This is a genomic window from Clostridium sp. 7_2_43FAA (assembly GCF_000158375.2).
In the GTDB taxonomy this organism is placed as follows: Bacteria; Bacillota; Clostridia; order Clostridiales; family Clostridiaceae; genus Clostridium; species Clostridium tertium.
Window position 1 is genome coordinate 1,206,871 of record NZ_JH815222.1, and the last position, 17,801, is coordinate 1,224,671.

At 29.0% G+C, this 17,801-nt stretch carries 20 protein-coding genes; 17 read left to right on the forward strand and 3 right to left on the reverse strand.

Annotation, left to right across the window (positions count from 1 at the left end):
- The first annotated feature begins 95 nt into the window (after window positions 1–95).
- Genes rsgA through CSBG_RS07295 form a run of 3 tightly spaced genes read left to right on the forward strand, consistent with a single transcriptional unit; the run spans window position 96 to window position 2,243 of the window.
- Entirely contained in the window at window positions 96–965 is an 870-nt protein-coding gene (gene rsgA, locus CSBG_RS07285) for a ribosome small subunit-dependent GTPase A (RefSeq protein ID WP_008678330.1), read from the forward strand.
- Complete coding sequence (gene rpe / locus CSBG_RS07290) at window positions 959–1,606, forward strand: ribulose-phosphate 3-epimerase (protein WP_008678331.1); 648 nt, start codon at window positions 959–961, stop codon at window positions 1,604–1,606. Before rsgA ends, rpe begins: the two co-directional genes overlap by 7 nt.
- Before the next feature lies 1 nt (window position 1,607).
- Window positions 1,608–2,243 carry a thiamine diphosphokinase gene (locus CSBG_RS07295; protein ID WP_008678332.1) on the forward strand — a complete coding sequence of 212 codons (636 nt, stop codon included), beginning with the start codon at window positions 1,608–1,610 and terminating at the stop codon, window positions 2,241–2,243.
- Between the two features lie 263 nt (window positions 2,244–2,506).
- Here CSBG_RS07295 and rpmB read toward each other — a convergent pair whose 3' ends face one another.
- Window positions 2,507–2,698 carry a 50S ribosomal protein L28 gene (rpmB, locus tag CSBG_RS07300; protein ID WP_008678335.1) on the reverse strand — a complete coding sequence of 64 codons (192 nt, stop codon included), beginning with the start codon at window positions 2,696–2,698 and terminating at the stop codon, window positions 2,507–2,509.
- Window positions 2,699–2,935: 237 nt separating this feature from the next.
- Here rpmB and CSBG_RS07305 point away from each other — a divergent pair, with 237 nt between their 5' ends.
- The 6 genes from CSBG_RS07305 to CSBG_RS07330 all read left to right on the forward strand — a co-directional run bounded on the left by CSBG_RS07305 (window position 2,936) and on the right by CSBG_RS07330 (window position 8,752).
- The gene (locus tag CSBG_RS07305; protein WP_008678337.1) at window positions 2,936–3,283 is read left to right on the forward strand and encodes an Asp23/Gls24 family envelope stress response protein; all 348 of its coding nucleotides are present in this window, start codon (window positions 2,936–2,938) and stop codon (window positions 3,281–3,283) included.
- An 11-nt stretch (window positions 3,284–3,294) separates the two neighbouring features.
- Entirely contained in the window at window positions 3,295–4,965 is a 1,671-nt protein-coding gene (locus CSBG_RS07310) for a DAK2 domain-containing protein (protein WP_008678339.1), read from the forward strand.
- An 85-nt stretch (window positions 4,966–5,050) separates the two neighbouring features.
- Window positions 5,051–7,081, forward strand: a complete 2,031-nt coding sequence (recG, locus tag CSBG_RS07315; protein WP_008678341.1) for an ATP-dependent DNA helicase RecG — start codon at window positions 5,051–5,053, stop codon at window positions 7,079–7,081.
- Between the two features lie 63 nt (window positions 7,082–7,144).
- A complete protein-coding gene (rsmD, locus tag CSBG_RS07320; protein ID WP_008678342.1) occupies window positions 7,145–7,699 on the forward strand; it encodes a 16S rRNA (guanine(966)-N(2))-methyltransferase RsmD in 555 nt (184 codons plus the stop codon).
- A gap of 17 nt (window positions 7,700–7,716) precedes the next feature.
- On the forward strand, window positions 7,717–8,190 hold the full coding sequence (gene coaD, locus CSBG_RS07325; protein ID WP_035285736.1) for a pantetheine-phosphate adenylyltransferase: 474 nt from the start codon (window positions 7,717–7,719) through the stop codon (window positions 8,188–8,190).
- Window positions 8,191–8,215: 25 nt separating this feature from the next.
- Window positions 8,216–8,752, forward strand: a complete 537-nt coding sequence (locus CSBG_RS07330; protein WP_008678346.1) for a hypothetical protein — start codon at window positions 8,216–8,218, stop codon at window positions 8,750–8,752.
- On the opposite strand, the gene ylbJ is transcribed toward CSBG_RS07330, so the two are convergent.
- The gene (ylbJ, locus tag CSBG_RS07335) at window positions 8,738–9,928 is read right to left on the reverse strand and encodes a sporulation integral membrane protein YlbJ (protein WP_008678348.1); all 1,191 of its coding nucleotides are present in this window, start codon (window positions 9,926–9,928) and stop codon (window positions 8,738–8,740) included. The two genes, CSBG_RS07330 and ylbJ, sit on opposite strands and share 15 nt — an antisense overlap.
- A gap of 47 nt (window positions 9,929–9,975) precedes the next feature.
- Complete coding sequence (locus CSBG_RS07340; protein ID WP_008678350.1) at window positions 9,976–11,181, reverse strand: nucleotidyltransferase; 1,206 nt, start codon at window positions 11,179–11,181, stop codon at window positions 9,976–9,978.
- 209 nt (window positions 11,182–11,390) lie between these two features.
- On the opposite strand from CSBG_RS07340, the gene pta reads away from it, so the two are divergent.
- The 8 genes from pta (at window position 11,391) to CSBG_RS07380 (ending at window position 17,738) form a co-directional block, all read left to right on the forward strand.
- Window positions 11,391–12,404, forward strand: a complete 1,014-nt coding sequence (gene pta, locus CSBG_RS07345; protein WP_008678352.1) for a phosphate acetyltransferase — start codon at window positions 11,391–11,393, stop codon at window positions 12,402–12,404.
- Between the two features lie 15 nt (window positions 12,405–12,419).
- A complete protein-coding gene (locus CSBG_RS07350) occupies window positions 12,420–13,616 on the forward strand; it encodes an acetate kinase (protein WP_008678353.1) in 1,197 nt (398 codons plus the stop codon).
- A 200-nt stretch (window positions 13,617–13,816) separates the two neighbouring features.
- Window positions 13,817–14,326 (forward strand): DUF177 domain-containing protein, encoded by a 510-nt coding sequence (locus CSBG_RS07355; RefSeq protein ID WP_008678355.1) that lies wholly within the window; start codon window positions 13,817–13,819, stop codon window positions 14,324–14,326.
- 2 nt (window positions 14,327–14,328) lie between these two features.
- Window positions 14,329–14,514, forward strand: coding sequence for a 50S ribosomal protein L32 (rpmF, locus tag CSBG_RS07360; protein ID WP_008678357.1), 186 nt, complete (start codon window positions 14,329–14,331; stop codon window positions 14,512–14,514).
- A 57-nt stretch (window positions 14,515–14,571) separates the two neighbouring features.
- Window positions 14,572–15,573: a phosphate acyltransferase PlsX gene (gene plsX / locus CSBG_RS07365; protein WP_008678358.1), complete on the forward strand. Its 1,002-nt coding sequence runs from the start codon at window positions 14,572–14,574 to the stop codon at window positions 15,571–15,573.
- Between the two features lie 76 nt (window positions 15,574–15,649).
- Entirely contained in the window at window positions 15,650–15,880 is a 231-nt protein-coding gene (acpP, locus tag CSBG_RS07370; protein ID WP_008678360.1) for an acyl carrier protein, read from the forward strand.
- Between the two features lie 132 nt (window positions 15,881–16,012).
- Window positions 16,013–16,711 carry a ribonuclease III gene (rnc, locus tag CSBG_RS07375; RefSeq protein WP_008678363.1) on the forward strand — a complete coding sequence of 233 codons (699 nt, stop codon included), beginning with the start codon at window positions 16,013–16,015 and terminating at the stop codon, window positions 16,709–16,711.
- Window positions 16,704–17,738 (forward strand): radical SAM protein, encoded by a 1,035-nt coding sequence (locus CSBG_RS07380; protein WP_008678365.1) that lies wholly within the window; start codon window positions 16,704–16,706, stop codon window positions 17,736–17,738. Before rnc ends, CSBG_RS07380 begins: the two co-directional genes overlap by 8 nt.
- Window positions 17,739–17,801 lie beyond the last annotated feature (63 nt).

A 17,801-nucleotide genomic window follows, 5' to 3' on the forward strand; every position in this document is an offset into this window, starting at 1 on the left:
TTTTAGCTGATTTTTTATTTTATTTAAAATTTATTTGCATTTTTTGGTGAAATCTGTTTATTATAAATATGAAGATTAAATTATTCGGAGGAATTATGGAAGGAAAAATAATAAAAGGAATTGGTGGGTTTTACTATGTTAAAACTAAAGAAGGAGTTATAGAATGTAAGGCAAGAGGAAAGTTTAGGCATAAGGATATGAAGCCTATGGTTGGAGATAACGTAGATATAAATGTTTCTAATGGAAAAGGAGTAATAGAAGATATACATGATAGATCTTCTGAATTGATAAGACCTACTGTAGCAAATGTTACACAAGCTTTTGTAGTATTTGCAATAAAGAATCCAGACATTAACTTTGATCTTTTAAATAGATTTTTAATTTTATGTGAATATAACAACATTAAAGCAATAGTTTGTTTAAATAAAGTAGATTTAGCAAGTGAAGAAGAAAAAGAAGAAGTTAAGAAAAAAATTAATGATATTGGTTATGATGTATTATTTATAAATGCTAAAAAAGGTTTAGGTATAGAGTTGCTTAAAGAAAGATTGAGTGATAATGAAACAGTACTATGTGGACCTTCAGGTGCAGGAAAATCAACTCTTATAAACACTCTTATAAATAGAACGCATATGGAAACAGGAGTTGTATCAGAAAAAATAGGTAGAGGAAAGCATACTACAAGACATAGTGAGCTTATTGAAATAGAAAATGGGTATTTAGTAGATAGCCCAGGTTTTTCAAATATAGATATTAGCTTTATGAACAAAGAAGAACTTAGATATTGTTTCCCTGAATTTGAGGAGTACAATCATAATTGTAAGTTTAGAGGATGTCTTCATAATAAAGAGCCTGAATGTGCAGTGAAAAATGCATTACAAGAAAATAAAATTAACGAAACTAGATATAATTTTTATATAAGAATACTAGAAGAATTGTTAGAGGGGGAAAAACATAAATGGTAAAAATATCACCATCAATATTATCAGCAGACTTTTCAAAATTAGGTGAAGAAATTATTAATGTAGATAAAGCAGGAGCGGACTTTATCCATATAGATGTTATGGATGGAAATTTTGTGCCTAATATAAGTATAGGATTACCAGTAATAAAATCAATAAGAAATAAAACATCTAAGATTTTTGATGTTCATTTAATGATAGAAAATCCATCAAGGTATATAGATGATTTTGTTAATGCTGGCGCAGATATAATAACTATACATTATGAAGCAGAAAAGCATATAGATAGAGCTATAGAATATATAAAATCAAAAGGCATAAGGGCGGGGGTATCACTAAACCCTGGAACTCCAACTTTTGTTTTGAAGAATATAATAAATAAATTAGATTTAGTTCTAATTATGTCAGTTAACCCTGGATTTGGAGGACAAAAGTTTATACCTTATGCTTTGGATAAAATTAAAGAAGTTAAGGAAATGAGCTTAGATTCAAATAAGGATTTATTAATAGAAGTAGATGGAGGAGTAGATAAAACAAATGCTAAAGCTATAATTGAAGCTGGAGCTAATGTTTTAGTTGCTGGTTCTGCTGTTTTCGGAGATGGAAATCTTAAAGAAAATATTGAAGCAATAAGAGGAGAATAAAATGAAAGCCATAATAGTATCAGGAGGGGAAGCACCGTCAAAACAGCTATTGTTAAATGAAATAAAAAATTCAAATTTAATAATAGGTGCAGATAAAGGGTGTGAGGTGCTATACAATTATAATATATCTCCTAATTACATATTAGGTGATTTTGATTCAGCTGATAAAGATATAATAAAAGCTATGGAAGTTTCAGGATGTGAAAAAATTAAATATAAAAAGGAAAAAGACTTTACTGATACGGAAATTGCTTTTAATTTAGCAGTTGAAAAGGGAGCAAAAGAAATAGTATTACTAGGAGGTACAGGGACAAGGTACGATCACTCCTTAAGTAATTTAGGTCTTATGTTAAAAGCTCTAAAAATGTCTATAATTTTAAAAATAATTGATGATAATAATATAATTTTTTTAACTGATAAAAGTATGATATTAAAAGGAAATAAAGGTGACACAATATCTTTTCATGCTTATTGCGAATGCGTAAAAAATCTTAATATATGTGGATCAAAATATGATCTTATAAATTATGATTTATGTTTAGGCGATGGATTAACAACGTCTAATGAATTTATAGGTAATGATATAAAAATAACATTTGATAGTGGAATTTTAATGGTTCTCTATACAAAAGATTAAATTTAAAAAAGTAATCACTCATTTTATTTATTTGCATACAATGTATATAAAGAGATGAGTGATTTTTTATTGGAGGGAGAATTTATGAAGATAATAGCTATAAAATTACCAAGGTTTATTTCAAATTTTATAAGATTTTTTAAAAGAAAAAAATAAAATACATATGAAGAGTGTATGACTATTAAGGAAGAGATTCTTTAAAAATTAAAAAAATATAAAATAAAAAATGCAATTGTTAATTCAATTGCATTTTCTATTTGAACTTATATTGCTCTTTGAACCTTACCAGATCTAAGGCATCTTGTACATACATGAACTGTCTTTGGTGTTCCGTTAACTAAAGCCTTTACTCTCTTTATGTTAGGAGCCCAAGTTCTCTTTGATTGACGATGTGAGTGGGAGTATTGAGTTCCAGATACAACCCCTTTATTACAAACTTCGCATCTTCTTGCCACTTGAAAACACCTCCTTATTTGTGAAGATAATTTCTCTTCAATAGGACAGATTAAATTTTAACATAGTAGGTGTCAAAAAAGCAAGAGAAATTGAGAAAAAAATGAAAAAACTTTTAAATTAAAAAAAATTATATATCTAAGGATATCTCCATATACTAAGCTATGTAATATTTACTTGAATAATAAATGTAAGTAATATAAAATATAGTATAAGGATATTTATAAGGAGGATTCTATATGGTAGGATATTCAAACGAACTTGGAAATATACATTACTCTGAAGAGGTACTTGCAAAAATTGTTGGTCTTTCAACTATGGAGTGCTATGGAGTTGTTGGTATGGTTTCTAAGAATGCCACTGAAGGCTTATGGGAATTAATGAGAATAGAAAATTTAAGCAAGGGTGTTAAGCTAAAGTTTAATGAAGATAAATTAGTAATAGAATTATATGTTATGGTTGAGTATGGAACAAAGATTTCTGTAATAGCAAATAACATAATACAAAAGGTACGTTATAGTGTGGAAAACTTTACTGGATTAAAAGTTTCATCTGTTACAGTAAATGTTCAAGCAGTTAGAGTCTAGGAGGTAAAAAGATGAAATATCAGAAAATAAATGGCCATGATTTTTATAACATGGTTGTTAATGCTAGCAATAGATTGTTAGAGGAAAGTGAATATGTTAATGCTTTAAATGTATTCCCTGTTCCAGATGGAGATACAGGAACAAACATGTCAGCTACATTTAAAGCTGCGGTTAAAGAAATAGAGGGATTAAATTCTGAATCAATTGCAGAAACTTCAAAAAAGCTTGCTAAAGGAGCTTTAATGGGTGCAAGAGGAAATTCAGGAGTAATTCTTTCACAAATATTAAGAGGTATTTCTAAGGGCTTAGAAGGAAAGACTGAAGTAGACACTGTAGAACTTGCAATAGCATTTAAAGAAGGTAGTAATGCTGCTTATAAAGCAGTTATGAGACCAACAGAAGGAACTATACTTTCTGTAATTAGAGCAGCTGCAGAAGCAGCTATTGATACAGATGTTAAAGATGTAGTAGATCTTATGGAAGTTATAGTAACAGAAGCAAAAATAATGTTAGATAAAACTCCAGATTTATTACCAGCTTTAAAGAAGGCAAAGGTTGTAGATTCAGGTGGAATGGGATTATACATTATTCTTAAAGGTATGTATGATGCTTTAAAAGATGATATAAAAGCAGAAATAAAAGATATAAAGCCAGCTTCAGCTAAAATGCAAGGAGCTCAAGGTACAGAAGATATAGATATAAAATTTGGATATTGTACTGAGTTTATAATTCTTGCAGATGCTAGTAAAGCTGATAAATTTAGAGATGAAATAATACCAATGGGAGACTCACAAGTTGTAGTTGGATATGAAGATGTAATAAAAGTACATATTCATACAAATGACCCTGGTGCTGTTTTAGCAAAGGCTGTTAAATTAGGAGAATTATCTAAAATAAAAATAGATAATATGAGAGAAGAACATAGAGAAGTACTTTTAAGTAAAGAAGAGTATAAAGAAGCTAATGTTAATGATTCAAATCACTTTGAAGGTGAAGCAGCTATTGAAGAAGTAGAACAAGAAAAGAAAAAGTATGCTTTTGTAGCAGTTGCTATGGGAGAAGGTATAACAAATATTTTCAAAGATTTAGGTGTTGATTATGTTATAGAAGGTGGCCAAACAATGAATCCTTCAACTCAAGATATAATGGAATGTATATCTAAATTAAATGCTGATCATATATTTGTTTTACCAAATAATAAAAATATAATAATGTCAGCAAATCAAGCTGCTGAAATATCTGATAAAGATGTTAAAGTTATTCCAACAACTACAATTCCTCAAGGAATAACATGTATAACTATGTTTAATCCAGAAGTTGAAGTTGAGGAAAATATAGAAAGTCTTAAAGAAGCAATGAGAATGGTTAAGACAGGTTCTGTGACTTATGCAGTAAGAGATACAGAAATGGATGGAATAGAAATAAAAGAAGGAAATATGCTTGGTCTAATTGAAGGTAAGATAAAGAAAGTTGGTTCATCATATTGCGATGTTGCAGAAGAAGTGCTTTCAGAGATGATAGATGAAGAAAGTGAACTTATAACAATATTATATGGTGCAGATGTTACTGAAGCAGAAGCAGAAAAGTTTGCAGAAAAAATAGAAGAAAAATATGAAGATTTAGATGTTCAATGCTATAGAGGAGCACAACCTCTTTATTACTTCTTAATGTCAGTAGAATAATTAAAAAGCACAAGTTACTACTTTATTTACATAAGTGGAAACTTGTGCTTTAATATTTAGTGAATTAAAATTTTGAGGTGAGCAAATGAATATATTTATGGAGATTTCTTCTTTAAAAGGAGTAGGACCAAAGCTTACTGAAAAGCTTAATAAATGTGGGATATTTACTATTTATGATTTACTTTTATATTTTCCAAGAGATTATGAATTTATTAAAGGTGATGTTGCCTTTAATGAAATAGATGGTGAAGAAAAACAAATTCTAACTTGCAGGGTAATAGGATACGATAGAGATGTTAAAACTAAAACTGGGAAGATAATATCTGCAATAAAGTTTGATTATAAAGGACATATAGTCATTGCAAAATGGTTTAATCAAAGATACATAAAAAATTCTTATAGATTAAATGAGTTTTATGATTTAGTTGGTAAGTTTAAAAGAGTAGGAAATTTATTAGAAGTAATAAATCCTATGGTTGGATGTAGAGATGCAAAAAAAAGTGAAATTATACCTAAATATCCATTAAAGGGCGATTTAAGTGATAGGATAATTACTAAACTTATAAATCAAATACTAGATGAAGTAATAATAACAGATAATTTACCGAAGGAAATTTTAGATAAATATAAGATGATAGGTCTTGATAAAGCTATTAGAGAAATACATTTTCCAAAAGGAAAAGGTGATTTAGATCAAGCAATTATAAGATTGAAATTCCAAGAACTATTTACTTACTCGATGAAACTTTTATTACTTAAAAATAAATTGAGAAGCAATGATGGAATTTCATTTTATTGGCATGAAGAGTTAACTACATTAAAAGAATCATTACCTTTTAATTTGACAGATGCACAAACAAAAGTTGTTAGAGAAATTTTAAGAGATCAAAAAAGTAAGTATTCTATGAATAGGCTGGTTCAAGGGGATGTTGGTAGCGGAAAAACCATAGTTGCTATAATAGCTATGTTTAATGTTATAAAAAATGGATTTCAAGCTTCTTTAATGGTTCCTACAGAAATACTTGCTAATCAACATTATGAAGAGACGTTAAAGATTTTGAAAAATTTTAACGTAGAAGTTGAATTACTAACAGGAAGTACTAGTTTAAAAGAAAAAAGAAGGATAAAAGAAAGGATATCAACTGGAGAGCCATTAATTGTTATAGGAACACATGCATTAATACAAGAAGATGTAGATTTTACTAATTTAGGTCTTGTTATTACCGATGAACAACATAGGTTTGGTGTTGAACAAAGAAGTAAGCTTATAAATAAGGGAAGAAGACCGGATGTTTTAGTTATGACGGCAACACCTATTCCTAGAACTTTAGCTTTATATATGTATTCTGATTTAGATGTTTCAATAATCGATAAGCTACCTCCAGGAAGAAAGAAAATAGATACAAGATTTTATTCGGAAAATGATAGGATGTTAGCTTATGATTTAGCCTTAGATGAAATAAGAAAAGGAAGGCAAGTTTATATAGTTTGTCCTTTAATTGAAGAAAATGAAAAAATGGAATTAAATTCAGTAGAAAAGCTTTATGAAGAATTAAAAGATGGTGTATTTAAAAATATAAGCGTAGAAATACTTCATGGTAAAATGAAGCCTAAAGAAAAAGATGAGCTTATAAATTTATTTAAAGATGATAAAATTAAAGTTATTATTTCAACTACTGTTATTGAGGTAGGAGTAAATGTTCCTAATGCATCCATGATGATTATAGAGAATTCAGAAAGATTTGGATTAGCACAGCTTCATCAGTTAAGAGGAAGAGTTGGAAGAGGACAATATGAATCTTATTGTATTTTAATTGGAAAAGCTAAGAATGAAAAAACAAGAAAGAGAATGAAAATAATGACAGAATCAACTGATGGTTTTTATATATCAGAACAAGACCTTAAGTTAAGAGGTGCAGGAGAAATGTTTGGTCTTAGACAAAGTGGAGATATAGGTCTTGTGCTTGCGGATATTTATGAAGATATTGATATACTGAAATGTGCAAGATACGAAGCTAATAATTTAATTAACTCTGAGCAAATAGAACATGTAAAATTATGTAATGAAATATCTAATTCAATTGAAAGATATAGTCGATATATTTGTTTTAATTAAAAAATTGTATATAGAGAAATATTATGTTAAAATTGAAATGATAGTACCTAAGGAGGAAACTAAATGAGAATAATAGCAGGGAAAGCAAGAGGAAGAAAATTAATACCTCCTGCAACTATGGAAACTAGACCAACTTTAGATAGAGTAAAAGAAGCTATGTTTAGTATAATTCAAGGATACATACCAGATGCAGTTGCTGTAGATGTTTTTGCAGGGACAGGAAGTCTTGGTTTAGAAGCAGCAAGTAGAGGAGCTAAAGAGGTTTATTTAATTGATAAAAGCAACACAACATTTCCTTTATTAAAACAAAATATAGAGAATTTAAAATTTCAAGATTTTTGTACTCCATTAAATATGGATTCATATGATGCTTTGAAAATGTTAAATAAAAAGGGGAAAATTTTTGATATTATATTTATAGACCCGCCTTATTGTAAGGAAATGATTCCAGAAGCAATTAAAATAATAAAAGAAAATAATATGCTAAAAGAAAATGGAATAATAGTCACTAAAATAGATTCTATAGAAGAAATATACGATGGATATAAGGATATAAAGTTATTGCAAAGCAGAAAGTACGGTAATACAACAGTATGCTTTTATAAATATGAGGAGTAATTTAAAAGGTGAAAGATATGAATATAGCAGTTTATCCAGGAAGTTTTGATCCTATTACTAATGGCCACTTAGATATAATCTCTAGGGGAGCTAAAATTTATGATAAGCTTATAGTTGCTGTGCTAGTAAATATGGATAAAAAATGTTTATTTGATATTGAAGAAAGAGTGGAATTAATTAAAAAAGTTACTAAGGATTTAGATAATGTAGAAGTCTTAAGTTTTGAAGGATTATTAGTAGATTTTGCAAGAATTCATAATTCAAAAGTTATACTAAAAGGTCTTAGAACAGTATCTGATTTTGAATATGAATTTCAAATGGCACTTATGAATTCTAAACTTGATCCAGATATAGAGACGGTATTCATGATGACTTCTTCAGCATATTCTTATGTAAGTTCATCTTCAGTAAAGCAAGTAGCAAAGTTTGGTGGAAATATCAAAGGTCTTGTACCAGAAGAACTAATTACAGAAGTTATGGATAGATTTTAAAGATTTTTATCGAGGGGGAAGAGGGATGGATAAGATTGAAGTTAATATTATAGAGCTTTTAGAGTATTTAGAGGAGTTAATAGAAACAGCTCCCAAAGTGCCTATAACAGGTAAAAGTGTAATAGATAAAAAGGAATTCTTAGAAGTAATTGATCAAGTAATAAATTATCTTCCAGATCAATTAAAAAAAGCACAATGGGTAATGACTGAAAAAGACAGAATACTAGGGGATGCGCAAAAGCAATATGAATCGACTAAAAGTGAAATTATGGAAATGATGAAACAGAAAGTTGAAAATCATGATATAGTTAAAGAATCAAAAATAAGAGCTAATGAAATAATTGCCCTAGCTCAAAGAGATGCTAAGGCAATTAGGATTGGTTCAAGAGAATATTCAACGGAAATTTTAGCTCAATTAGATAGAGAAATTGAAGAAAAAAGAAATATGCTAATTGAAAATATGCAAAAATCTTTTGAAATGGCAGCAAAAGATATAGATGAAAAATTAAGTAGCACAGGAGATAAAATTAAAGAAAACATTTCTGAATTAAGAGGAATGTAATCTTCTTTTAAAGTTTTTTACTACCATTGATATTAATAGTGTTATACTAAGCAATATTAATATAGGAATAAAAAGTCTATAAAATGTATAAATAGTATAATTTTCACTTGGAGTTATGTTTGAAGTAGGTATTGAAGTCAAAATTATATTGCTTGCTACAAAGGTTATTATAAAACTTAGTACTCCTTGAATAAATTTATAAAAAATGTATTTTTTAATATTTGGATTACTTTTGCTCACTATAGAGCTTACTTGAGCTATAACTGATAAGCTTGAAAATGATAAAATAAAACTCATCATGCTTAATTTTAGGCTCATGGATATACTAGATGCAGAAATTAATTTACATCCGTTTGTAAATTCAATACTACCTAAAAATAAGTTGTATAAAGTTCCGGATGGTAATTTAACTAAGTTTTCCAAGATTTCAAAAGCAGTACTTATATAAGTGTTGCTTTTTATTATGCTTATAACTACAGAAAATATTATTACAAAAGCACCTACATTTATAGTTGTAGTAATTGCTCCTTCTATGGAATTTTTTAAATTAGTTCCAAAAGGATTTTCTTTATAAGAACTATTCATAGTATTAGATGAACTGATATTTATAGATTTTTTCCTTGTTAAAAAACCTACAATTATTATAGAAAGATAATTGGCAATTAATAAGATATATCCAAGTTTTACATTATAAAGCATAGAAGCTGCTACTGATCCTAATATGAAAATAGGGCCTGCATTAGAAGCTATATTTAATAGCCTTTCATACTCGCTTTTATGTATATATCCAAGTTCATAAATATCTGAAGAATATTTTGCTCCTAAAGGATAACCGCATATAAAGCTTGCGGCTAATGGGAAAGAACAAGTTTTTGAAAGACCTAATGGTTTGCAAAGTAATGGACCTAGTATTTTTGAATAAAGTCCGATACCATCATAATAAATTAGTAAATTACATATTACGCTAAAGGGAAAAATCGTTGGTAATATTGCAGTTACAACAAGTTTTGCGCCACTTATAGCGGCAGACATACTGGCTTCTAAATTTACCACAAATACAATAATAAAGATGGTAATTGCAAAGCAGATTACGTAATTTTTTCTTACATTTAAAAGCTTTAATAATAATGCTATAAGTAAAAAGACAAAAAGCCATAAAACAAAAATACTAAACATAAAATTAACCTCCTATATAGTATTTATATGCCTATGACTTCTTAATATTAATCTTTTATTATAGGTGATTGAAAATAATCACTTAAGGGATTTAATTTGTTATTTAAGATTGAATATGCCTTTGTTGCTTGAATATCTAAACCTAATAATGGATTATTTATATTTTTAGGGACCTTTGTTATAATTGGTATTTTTGATTTTTTCTTCATTTCTTTTAAGATAGCTCTTCCTGTATTATTAAAACCAAGAACTCTAGCATATAAGTTTGTTGGTTTTATTAGTTCTTCATGAGAATATTTATCTAAAGATAAGTATATTTGAGCCATTAATCTAGAAATTTTTGTATAGGTATATCTTTTACTTTTTACTTTAAAGATTAAATCTTCATAGGAATCACTATTACAAATTTCCTTTAAGAATTTATTATCTAATCCTTCTTTTATTTCAAAAAGATTGTTAAAGTCTATACAATTAGTTAGTAATTTGTACCTAATGTATGGATACATTTCTTTTTCAAATATAAAGGGATAATTAATTTCTTTTAATGAATAAAGAATATCTAAAGATGCGCTAGGTAAATATTTTTCTAATTCGCCTAAAGATAAATCTTTTTTTAAGTTTTCTCTAATGCTAGTTGCAGAAGCAAAAGTACTAGTTAATGATTTATCGTTATATCTTGATCCTTCCCTTTTTAAGGTAATTGGCAAAATTGAACTATTTAAATTTATTAGAGATTTTATGTATTCAATTCCTAAAATATTATTTGAACTAGATAAGACTTCTTCAAGTGAATCATCTTTTAATATGTCTTTTAAAGATAGTTCCCTTGCTTTAGCAAAGGTCATTCCAGATTTTAAATTTTCCTTAATTTTAGATTGTAAATCAAAAGATTCAAGTGTTAATGTTTTAGCAATTTTTTCTAAGTAACTTATATTGCCACATTCACTTCCAAAAAAAATATTATCAATTACACTAATTGAGTCAAGAATAGATATAGAGCCCTTTGCAAAAAATTCAGCAGAAGATAAAGCGTAAAAAGTAGGTAATTCAATAACTAAGTCAACACCATTTAAAATTGCCATTTCAGCTCTTTTCCATTTATCAATTAATGCAGGCTCACCTCTTTGAACAAAATTTCCACTCATTACACAAACGACACCATCACAATTAGTTTCTTTTTTAGCAGAATTTAAGTGATAAAGATGACCGTTATGAAAGGGATTATATTCTGTTATTATTCCTGTTATATTCATAAATACACTCCTTATTGGGAAATATAAAATTATTATAGCATAATAATTTTATATTAAAAGAGATGGATTATATATAAAGATAATATTCTGAATATTTACAATATAAAGAATTAAATCTTTCGTACATTTTTATGTTGAAAATTATAGTTATTTAGGAGTATATTAGTATGTGAAGATGAGTCCGTGTCTTTTTGAAAGGAGTAAATATTATGGAACTTATGAATAAATTATGGGATGCAGCTAAAGCTGATAAAAGAAGAATCGTTCTTCCAGAAGGTGATGAGGATAGAACTTTAGTAGCAGCTCAAAGAATACAAGAACTTGGTTTAGCTTATCCAGTTTTAGTTGGAGACAATAGTAGAATTAATGAAAAAGCTAAAGAATTAGGAGTAAACTTAGAAGGAATAGAAATAGTTGATCCGAATAATTCAGAGAGATTACAAACTTATATTAATGAGTTTTATGAATTAAGAAAAAACAAAGGTATGACTTTGGAAAAAGCAGAGAAAATAGTAAAAGATCCATTATATTTTGGAACTATGATGGTTAAGTTAGATGATGCTGATGGAATGGTATCAGGTGCCGTACATACAACAGGAGATTTACTTAGACCAGGGTTACAAATAATCAAAACTGCTCCAGGTGTATCAGTTGTTTCAAGTTTCTTTATAATGATGGTGCCAGGATCAACATATGGAGAAGAAGGTATGCTTTTATTCTCTGATTGCGCAGTTAATCCAAATCCAAATTACGAACAATTAGCAGCAATAGCAATAGCTACAGCTGATACAGCTAAAAATCTTTGTAAGATAGAACCAAGAGTGGCAATGCTTTCATTCTCAACAATGGGAAGTGCAGATCATGAAATGGTTGATAAAGTTAGAAAAGCTACAGAACTTGCAAAGGAATTAAGACCAGATCTTTTAATAGATGGAGAATTACAATTAGATGCAGCTATAGTTGGTAAAGTAGCAGCACAAAAGGCTCCAAATAGTAATGTTGCTGGTAAAGCTAATGTATTAATATTCCCAGACTTACAAAGTGGAAATATAGGATATAAATTAGTTCAAAGATTTGCTAATGCAGAAGCTATTGGACCTATGTGTCAAGGTTTTGCAAAACCAATAAATGATTTATCAAGGGGATGTAGCTCTGACGATATAGTTAATGTTGTTGCATTAACTGCTGTTCAAGCACAAGCTACAAAAATAATTATCCATTAGGAAGGAGTAAAACAAATGAAAGTATTAGTAATCAATTGTGGTAGTTCATCGCTAAAATATCAATTAATAGATATGGCTACTGAAGAATCATTAGCTCAAGGTTTAGTAGAAAGAATAGGAATTGAAGGATCAGTTTTAACTCAAAAGGTTGAAGGAAGAGACAAATATATAGTAAAACAACCTATGAATGATCATAAGATAGCTATAAAATTAGTTTTAGATGCTTTAATAGATAGCGAGCATGGAGTTATTTCATCAATGGATGAAATAACAGCAGTTGGACATAGAGTTGTTCATGGAGGAGAAAAATATAAAAATTCAGTGGTTATAAATGAAGAAGTCAAGAATTATATTAAGGATTGCTTCAAATTAGCTCCTCTTCATAATCCAGCTAATATGATAGGTATAGAAGCTTGCGAAGAATTAATGCCAAATACACCAATGGTAGCTGTATTTGATACTGCTTTCCATGGTACAATGCCAGAAGAAGCATATTTATATGCACTTCCATATGATTTATATAAGAAACATGGAATAAGAAAATATGGATTCCATGGTACTTCTCATAAATATGTTTCTCAAAAAGTAGCAGAAGTTATGGGAAAAGATATAAAGGATTTAAAGATAGTTACATGTCATTTAGGAAATGGTGCAAGTTTATGCGCTGTTAAAAATGGTGTATCTATAGATACTTCAATGGGATTCACTCCACTTGAAGGCGTAGCTATGGGAACAAGAAGTGGAAATATAGATCCAGCTATAGTTACTTTCTTAATGAAAGAAGAAGGTTTATCGATTGATGAAGTTAATGATTTATTAAATAAGAAATCAGGTGTTCTTGGAATATCAGGAATTAGTTCAGACTTTAGAGATATTGAAGATGCTGCATTCAAAGAAGGCGTTCATAGAGCTAAACTAGCACTTGCTATATTTGAATATAAAGTAAGAGCTACAATTGGATCATATGCTGCTATAATGGGTGGCGTTGATGCTATAGTATTTACAGCTGGTGTTGGAGAAAATGGACCAGAGACTAGAGAATCAATTCTAAAAGGATTAGAATTCTTAGGAGTAGAAGTAGATACTGAGAGAAATAATGTTAGAGGTAAAGTAAGAGAAATATCAAAAGATGGTTGTAAGGTAAAAGCTTTTGTTATACCAACTAACGAAGAATTAGTTATAGCAAGAGATACTGTTGAACTAATTAAGTAATTAATTTTTAGAGTGCATAATTATTAGTTGGGTTATTTAGAATAAATTGCTTGACTTTTAATCATGCACTTTATATAATAAATTGTGTTTATTCGGCAAATATTTATCTAAGGAGTGAAATGAAGCTTTGCTCAAGCTATACACATAATGTGTATAATGTATCCTAAAGGATATGAGGACATTGTCTAGAGCAAATACATATGATTATACAATTTTCAGACTTAATTTCAACAAAGAAAAGAAAAAAAGAAATCAATGTAACATATGAATTAGCTCCACTTTATTTTGATGGAGAAAAAATAGAAGCTGCAGAAGCTGTAAATTTAGTTGGAAATATAATCTCTGTTGAAGATGTTTTGACTTTAAAAGCTTCAATAAAAACAAAATTGAAATTAAATTGTTCAAGGTGCCTAGAGGCCTTTATCTATCCAATAGATATTGATATAGAAGAAAGGTTTACAAATAATAAGGAACTTCAAGATAATGAAGAAATTATTTTTGTAGATAGCGATACTTTAGATATTGCTAAAATAGTTGAAAATGTTATTATTTCAACCTTACCTATTAAGAGACTTTGCACAGATGACTGTAAGGGACTTTGCTACCAATGCGGTAAAAATCTTAATGAAGGTTCTTGTCAATGTGAGACAAATGATGTAGACTTAAGACTGGCAAAGTTACAAGAGTTGTTTGGAAATAAGGAGGTGTAGTAATGGGAAATCCAGCTAGAAAAACATATAGAGCAAAGAGAAATTCAAGAAGAGCTCAAACTTTCAAGGCGAGCTTACCTGGAATAGTTGAGTGTCCACAATGTCACGAAATGAAGTTAGCTCACAGAGTTTGCAAGAACTGTGGATTCTATAAAGGTAAAGAAGTAGTTGCTTCAGTAGAAGAATAAAGAAAGTCTAATGACTTTCTTTTCTTTATATATAAAGAAAAGGGGCGAAATGGTATTATGAAAATAGCTATAGATGGTATGGGTGGAGATAATGCACCTAAAGCTGTAATAGAAGGCGTTATTCAAGCTTTAAAGGAATACGAAGGAATAGAATACTACATAACAGGTCCTAAAGAGCAAATAGAAGAAGAGCTAAAGAAATACCAATATGATGAAAAGCTAATCAATATAGTTGATGCAAGAGAAGTTATTTCTACAAATGAGCATCCTGTAATGGCTTTAAAAAAGAAAAAGGATTCAAGCATATGCAAAGCATTAAGACTTGTTAAAGAAAAGGAATGCGATGCTATTATATCAGCAGGTAGTACAGGTGCATTTTTAGCAGGGTGTACACTTATAGTTGGAAGAATAAAAGGTGTAGAAAGACCAGCACTTGCTCCAATTATGCCAGGGAAAAATGGTAGTTTCATGATAGTAGATGCTGGAGCAAATGTAGATTGTAAGCCTAATTACTTAGTTCAGTTTGCTAAGATGGGTAAAGTATATTATCAAGGGGTACTAGGAAGTAATAACCCTTCAATTGGTCTAGTTAATATAGGGGCAGAAGAAGAAAAAGGTAATGAATTAACTAAAACTGTTCATAAGCTATTGAAAGAAGAAAATAGCTTGAATTTTATTGGGAATGTAGAACCAAGAGATACATCCAAAGGAGATGTAAATGTTTTAGTTTGTGATGGCTTTGTAGGAAATACATTATTAAAAATGTATGAAGGAGTGGCATCGACATTATTAAAAATGATAAAAGAAGAAATTTTATCAGGTAGTATAATTAGTAAAATAGGTGCTGGACTTTTAAGTCCTGTATTTAAAGCATTAAAAGTGAAGTTTGACTATAAGGAATATGGTGGAGCACCATTTTTAGGCGTGGAAGGTATTTGTATTAAAGCTCATGGAAGTTCAGATGGCAAGGCATTTAAAAATGCTATAAGACAAACCAAAACTTTTTATGACAATGGTGTATTAGAAAAAATAAAAGAAGAACTTCAAAATAATATATAATTTATTCCAATATGTATATTGACTAGATAAATAATATATAATATTATCTAAATGATATATGTAGGAGGTGAATTAAATGTTTGAGAAAGTTAAAGAAATAATAGCTGAAAAATTAAGCATTAACGAAGATGATATAACAATGGATTCTTCATTCGTTGACGATTTAAATGCAGATTCATTAGATTTAGTTGAACTTATGATGGCTTTAGAAGATGAGTTAGATACTGAAATCCCAGATGAAGAAGCAGAAAACTTTAAAACTGTTGGAGATGTAGTTAAGTATTTAAAGAATCATGTTGAAGAATAATATAATCCCGCTTTAATGCGGGATTTTATATTTAAAATTTACGGTAGAATTTGGTTTATTCTTGAATTTGCTCTATTAATAAAGAGTGTCTTAAAAAGCAAATTGAAGAATAAACTTCAAGGGGTGTACAGAATGGCGAAGTTTAATATAAAAGAAGTTGAGGATAGTATAGGGTTAACATTTAATGAGCCTAAGCTTTTAAAAACTGCATTAACTCATAGCTCTTATGCAAATCAACACAAGGATCAAGAGTATAACGAAAGATTTGAATTTTTAGGAGATTCTATATTACAGTTATGTATCACTGAATATCTTTTCTTAAATTATAAAAACAAGAGCGAAGGTGAATTAACAAAGATAAGGAGTCTTATAGTTTGTGAAAACTCACTTTATGAAATTGGTAAAAAATTAAATTTAGGATATTTTATTAGAATAAGTAGGGGTGAGGAGTTAACAGGAGGAAGAGAAAGGGTTTCTATAATAGCTGACGCAGTAGAGGCTTTACTTGCAGGAATTTACCTGGATAAAGGGCTTGAATTTGTTAAGGATTATATAATAGGTCATTTCAAAGAAATAATAGATAAAGCAATAAATAATGATATTGTTTTAGATTATAAAACTAAGCTTCAAGAAGAAATGCAAAAATCGGGTGAAGTATCAATAATATATGAATTACTTAAGTATGAAGGTCCTCCGCACAGAAGGAAGTTCTTTACATCAGTTTTAATAGAAGATAGAGAGCTTGGAAAAGGTGAAGGATATAGTAAAAAAGAATCAGAGCAAAATGCAGCTAAAGAGGCCTTAAGAAATTTGGAGGAATTAAATGAGTAAAAGACATTATATAATACCAATATTTATATCTCATCAAGGTTGTCCGCATCAATGTGTATTTTGTAATCAAGATAGAATAGCAAAAGTTGTTCAGGAAGAAGTTACGGAAAGAGATGTAAGAGAAACTGTAGATGAATACCTTAAGACTATAGATCATAAAAATTCAACTGTTGAAATATCATTTTTTGGAGGAACTTTTACAGCGATAAATGTAAATAAACAAAAAGAATTGCTAGCGGTTGCAAAAGAATATAAAGAAAAAGGGTATATAGATAAAATTAGAATGTCTACAAGACCTGATGCAATAAATAAATACATATTAGATTATTTAAAAGATTATAAGGTAGATATAATTGAGCTTGGAGTACAATCTTTAGATGATGAAGTGCTAAGATTATCAGGAAGAGGTCATAGTGCAGAAGAGGTAGAAAAAGCTTCTAAACTTATAAAAGAATATGGTATTACATTAGGACATCAAATAATGCCAGGACTTCCAGGAGATACTTTTGAAAAAGATATAGAAACGGTGAAGAAGTCTATAAAAATGAAACCGGATATATGTAGGATATATCCTTCATTAGTAATTAAAGACACACCTATGGCTGATATGTATGAAAGAGGTCAATACAAGCCTTATTCCTTAGAGGAAGCAGTTGACATATCTAAAGAGTTATATAAGCTATATAAAGATGCAAATGTTAATATAATTAGAATAGGACTTCAGCCAACTGAAAGTATAACTTGGGGAAAAGATATAATAGATGGACCATTCCATCCATCATTTAGAGAATTGGTAGAAGGAAGTTTAATTTGTGATAAAATAAGATCTGCTATAAATGAAAATGAAGATATAATTATTGAAATAAACTCAAAGGATTTAAGTAAGCTGTATGCAAATAAGAAAGTATATTTTAATAACTTAAAAAACAATCATAAAGGAAAAATACTAGTAGCTACCAAAGATAAAATAGACAGAGGAAATGTTAATGTTATCGTACTAAAAAGAATAGAAAAGGTTAGTATATAAGGTAGGCAAGATTTTGCCTACCTTATTATTGATATTTTACTATCTTTACTATAAACTTAAATA